Genomic DNA, 5,704 nt, shown 5'->3' with positions numbered 1-5,704 from the left:
ACGCTGGAGAATTATTTCCTGGGCCGCAAGGAGTTGTTCCGCGGTCTGGCCATCGAGGGGCTGGAGAAGGAATGGGCAGTGCATCCCGTGTTCCACGTGGACTTCAACGGAGCCGTTTTCAGTGACGCCGGCCAGCTGGAAGAGATGCTGCGCGACTATGTGGAGGGCTGGGAGAGAAGTTACGGGCTGTCTCCCGACAAAGAGCTGGGCATGGGACTCCGTTTCCGTAACGTACTCCGCGTCGCGCACGAGCAGAGCGGGCGTCGTGCGGTGGTGCTGATTGACGAGTACGACAAGCCCATCTTAGACGTGCTGGATGTGGATGCCTCGCTGGAGGAACGTCACCGCAATGTGCTGAAAGCATTCTATTCGGTGTTCAAGGCCGCCGACCGCGACTTGCAGTTCGTGCTGCTGACGGGTGTGACGAAGTTCTCGCAGGTGAGCGTGTTCAGCGGTTTCAACCAGCCGAAGGACATCAGCATGGACGGCCGCTACGAAGCGCTGTGCGGCATCACGCAGGAGGAGATAGACCGTTATTTTCCTCAGTCCATCGCCGCCATGGCCGGGGACTACCGCTGCACGCCGGAGGAGATGAAGCAGCGGCTGAAACGGCAGTACGACGGGTATCACTTCAGCAAGCGACTGACGGACGTGTACAATCCCTTCAGCCTGCTGAACGCCTTAGACAGCCTCAGTGTGGACGATTACTGGTTCCGTTCCGGCACCCCCACCTATTTAATCCGCCTGCTGTCCCATTTCAACGAGACGATGAACGAGCTGACGGGCAAGTACTACCGGCCGGAGGAGTTTGTGGACTACAAGGCCGACGTGGAACGTCCCCTTCCCATGATTTTCCAGAGCGGGTATCTGACCATCAAGGCCTATGACATGCGGATGAATAAGTTCCTGCTGGACTTTCCGAACAACGAGGTGAAGAACGGCTTCCTGACGATGCTCGCCACCTCCTATCTGAAGCCCGGCCAGCATGTGGAAGGCTGGATAGACAGTGTGGTGGAGGCGATGGAGGCGGGTGAGCCCGACAAACTCCGCACCCTGTTTACGTCTTTTCTGGCGAGTATTCCCTACACGATGCGCCGCAAGGAAGACGGGAATGAACGCGAGCGCTATTTCCAGTACACGTTCTACCTCATCATGCGCCTGGTGAGTGTCTACACCGTCTATGTGGAGAAGGCTCAGAGCCGGGGTAGGGTGGACTGCGTGGTGGAGACTCCCCGCTATGTGTATATATTCGAGTTCAAGCTGGACGGCACGTCCGCCGAGGCCCTGCGGCAGATCGAGGACAGGGGCTATGCCCTCGAATATGCGTCCGATGCGAGACAGTTGTATAAGATTGGTGTGTCGTTTTCTTCGGAAACGGGAACTGTCGGCGAGTGGAAAGTTGTGGATGGTTGACTTCGCAAAACATTTCGGTCTAAAATTTGCTCATATCCCGAATAAATCGTTACTTTGCACAAATTTGAAAAGTAATATGCAATCACAGGAGATGGGAACCCGCTTTTATTTCAGTTCGGATGAATATCATTCGCCGGCTGGTGGGTCTTTCGTTTCCGATAAGATATTTAGTTCTTTAGTAATGCGTTGTCCGTTGTCGGATGGCGCATTTTTTTGTTCAGATCCAGACTGAAGCGATTTTAAAACAACTTATAAAGAGAAAAATGAAGAACGAATTGAAGAAAGTGCTTGTCTTGGGTTCAGGTGCGCTCAAGATCGGTCAGGCTGGAGAGTTCGACTACTCCGGTTCGCAGGCGCTGAAAGCGTTGCGTGAAGAAGGTATCAGCTCCGTATTGGTGAACCCTAATATCGCTACCATCCAGACTTCGGAAGGTATTGCCGACCAGGTTTACTTCTTGCCGCTGACTCCTTATTTCGTGGAAGAAATCATCAAGAAGGAACGTCCCGACGGCATCCTGTTGGCTTTCGGCGGGCAGACGGCGCTGAACTGCGGTACGGAACTTTATCAGAAAGGTATTCTCGAAAAATACGGCGTGCGTGTACTGGGTACTTCGGTCGAGGCTATCATGTACACCGAAGACCGTGACCTCTTCGTGAAGAAGCTCGACGAGATACCGATGAAGACGCCCAAGAGTCATGCCGTAGAGAGCATGGAAGATGCCCTGAAGGCTGCCCGCGAAATCGGTTATCCCGTCATGGTGCGTTCGGCCTACGCATTGGGCGGACAGGGCAGTGGTATCTGTCCTGACGAGGAAGCCTTCATTAAGCTGGCTGAGAGCTCGTTCACTTTCTCCAAACAGATCCTGGTGGAAGAGTCTCTGAAGGGTTGGAAGGAAATCGAGTTCGAAGTGATCCGCGATGCCAACGACCACTGCTTCACTGTGGCCAGCATGGAGAACTTCGACCCGCTGGGCATCCATACAGGCGAATCCATCGTGGTGGCTCCTACCTGTTCGCTTACCAATGAGCAGGTGGAGATGTTGCAGGAACTGTCGCGTAAGTGCATCCGTCATTTGGGCATCGTGGGCGAGTGCAACATCCAGTATGCCTTCAACGCTGAGACCAACGATTACCGTATCATCGAGGTGAACGCCCGTCTGAGCCGTTCTTCTGCCTTGGCTTCTAAGGCCACCGGTTATCCGCTGGCATTCGTGGCTGCCAAGATTGCCTTGGGTTACACGCTCGACCGGATCGGCGAGATGGGCACGCCCAACTCTGCCTACGTGGCACCGCAGCTCGACTATTTGATTTGCAAGATCCCCCGCTGGGACTTGACGAAGTTTGTCGGCGTGAGTCGCGAAATCGGTTCCAGCATGAAGTCTGTAGGTGAAATCATGTCTATTGGCCGTTCCTTTGAAGAAATCATGCAGAAGGGCCTGCGTATGATCGGTCAGGGCATGCATGGCTTTGTGGGTAACGACGGCACATACTTCGACGACCTTGATCACGAGCTGTCTCATCCGACAGATCTACGTATCTTTGCCATCGCACAGGCACTGGAAGAAGGCTATTCCATCGACCGCATCTACGAACTGACCAAGATTGATCCCTGGTTCCTGAGCAAATTGAAGAATATTGTTGACTACAAGCATAAACTTTCTCAATATAATAAGGTGGAAGACCTGCCTGCCGATGTGCTCCGTGAAGCAAAGGTATTGGGCTTCTCCGACTTCCAGATTGCTCGCTTCGTGCTTCATCCCACAGGCAACATGGAGAAGGAAAATCTCATGGTGCGTGCTCGCCGCAAGGAACTGGGCATCTTGCCTGCCGTGAAGCGCATCAACACTGTGGCTAGTGAACATCCTGAACTGACGAACTACCTCTATATGACGTATGCTGTCGAGGGCTACGACGTGAACTGCTACAAGAACGAGAAGTCCGTTGTTGTGCTCGGTTCGGGTGCTTACCGTATCGGCTCCAGTGTTGAGTTCGACTGGTGTTCGGTGAATGCCATTCAGACAGCCCGCAAACTGGGTTACAAGTCCATTATGATCAACTACAATCCCGAGACCGTATCTACCGACTACGACATGTGCGACCGCCTTTACTTCGACGAATTGTCGTTTGAACGCGTACTCGACGTCATCGACCTTGAGCAGCCGTGCGGTGTCATTGTATCCGTGGGCGGCCAGATACCGAACAACTTAGCTATGAAACTCTACCGCCAGTCGGTACCTGTATTGGGCACTTCCCCTATATCCATCGACCGGGCCGAGAACCGCAACAAGTTCTCTCACATGCTCGATCAGTTGGGCATCGACCAGCCCGCATGGCAGGAGCTGACCAGCCTCGAAGACGTGAAAGACTTTGTGGCCAAGGTGGGTTATCCTGTCTTGGTGCGTCCGTCCTACGTCCTTTCGGGTGCGGCTATGAACGTCTGCTACGACGAAGACGAGTTGCAGGAGTTCCTGAAAATGGCCGCCAAGGTGTCTAAGGAATATCCCGTTGTGGTATCTCAGTTCCTGCAGAATACTAAGGAAATCGAGTTCGACGCTGTGGCACAAAACGGTGAGGTTGTCGAATATGCCATCTCCGAGCATGTCGAGTTTGCCGGGGTACATTCGGGCGACGCTACGCTGGTGTTTCCCGCCCAGAAGATCTACTTCGCTACGGCGCGCCGTATCAAGAAAATCAGCCGTCAGATAGCTAAAGAACTAAACATTTCCGGCCCGTTCAACATTCAGTTTCTGGCCCGCAACAACGAGGTGAAGGTCATCGAGTGCAACCTCCGTGCTTCGCGTTCTTTCCCCTTCGTCAGCAAGGTGTTGAAGCGTAACTTTATCGAGACCGCTACGAAGATTATGCTCGACGCTCCTTACTCCAGACCCGACAAGTCGGCTTACGATATCGACTGGATTGGGGTGAAAGCCAGTCAGTTCTCTTTCGCCCGTCTGCACAAAGCCGACCCTGTACTGGGTGTAGACATGTCGTCTACGGGCGAGGTGGGCTGTATCGGCGACGACTTCTCCGAAGCCCTGCTTAATGCCATGATAGCCACCGGCTTCAAAATTCCTTCGCGCGAGAAAGGCGTAATGTTCTCCAGCGGAGCCATGAAGTCCAAGGTCGATTTGCTCGATGCCAGTCGCATGCTCTTTGCCAAGGGGTATAAGATTTATGCTACGGCCGGTACGGCTACCTTCCTCAATGCTCACGGTGTGGACACCGTGCCTGCGTTCTGGCCCGATGAACGTCCTGATGCAGAGAACAATGTGATGAAGATGATTTCCGAACATAAGTTCGATCTCATTGTCAATATCCCGAAGAACCATACCAAACGCGAGCTGACCAACGGCTATAAAATCCGTCGTGGTGCCATCGACCACAACATTCCGTTGATTACGAACGCCCGTCTGGCCGGCGCCTTCATTGAAGCCTTCTGTAGTATGAAGCTGGAAGATATTCAGATCAAGAGCTGGCAGGAATACAAGTAGTCAGCGATACTTGCGATGATGATGAAGAGTGCATTCCTCGCGGGGTGCACTCTTTCTTCTAAGAGCCACTTTTTCATATTGAGAAACTCCTTTCATACGATTGTCTGATAATTTTAGAAAAAAACAGGCTTTTGTTTGCAGATAACAAAAATGTAGTACCTTTGCAACGCTTTTGAAACGAAAGTGACGGGCGTTTAGCTCAGCTGGTTCAGAGCATCTGCCTTACAAGCAGAGGGTCGGCGGTTCGAATCCGTCAACGCCCACACTTCCGAGAAAGACTGCATCATAAGAATGATGTGGTCTTTTTTATTTTCCTGCTTTTCAGTTCTTCTTCACGGTTGGCGAAGGGTCATTAGTACTCTCCATCATGGGTATTGAATACCTTTTATTGAAGGTCATGAATACCCTTATTTTATTCCTGAACTCCTCTTTTAATGGCCTGCTTGCAAAGTAATTGATGTAAAAACATTTCGTAGCTCCTTATTCCTCCGTTTTATCCCTGATTTCCCCTCATTTTATCTCTTTTCCGCCTCTTTTTTATTGTTTTTATTCAGACGAATGCAGTGTAATAAGTTGGTTGTCAGTGACTTTAAGAATCTATTCCGTTATCTGCGAAATAACGCACAGATAACAGGGTAAACGGAATGTGGAATAGCGTGATACTAACTTTAAAACAGAAAGGGAAAAACAGAGAGAGAAGAAAGCTTATTGTTAAATGGAAATGAAACTCAATTACTTACTTAATTTTTTAAATTTATAAATTTAAATTTTTTATTATGAACAAAAAGTATTTAAGTGTG

At 51.1% G+C, this 5,704-nt stretch carries 2 protein-coding genes and 1 tRNA gene; all 3 read left to right on the top strand.

The features are described from left to right. A partial coding sequence (locus Q0Z70_RS12855) for an AAA family ATPase (RefSeq protein WP_298075133.1) occupies positions 1-1,413 on the top strand: 1,413 nt, incomplete at its 5' end. A 263-nt stretch (positions 1,414-1,676) separates the two neighbouring features. Further along, complete coding sequence (gene carB, locus Q0Z70_RS12850; protein ID WP_298075131.1) at positions 1,677-4,904, top strand: carbamoyl-phosphate synthase (glutamine-hydrolyzing) large subunit; 3,228 nt, start codon at positions 1,677-1,679, stop codon at positions 4,902-4,904. A 188-nt stretch (positions 4,905-5,092) separates the two neighbouring features. Beyond that, positions 5,093-5,167: transfer RNA gene (locus Q0Z70_RS12845), tRNA-Val, on the top strand. Positions 5,168-5,704 lie beyond the last annotated feature (537 nt).

Origin of the sequence: uncultured Bacteroides sp. (assembly GCF_947632445.1) — a bacterium.
In the GTDB taxonomy this organism is placed as follows: domain Bacteria; phylum Bacteroidota; class Bacteroidia; order Bacteroidales; family Bacteroidaceae; genus Bacteroides.
The sequence above is the reverse complement of the archived record's forward strand: the minus strand, read 5'-3'. Positions and strand labels throughout refer to the sequence as shown.

Excerpts from the sequence above, each read along its gene's own strand:
- carB (WP_298075131.1), top strand. The coding sequence starts at position 1,677 with ATGAAGAACGAATTGAAGAAAGTGCTTGTCTTGGGTTCAGGTGCGCTC.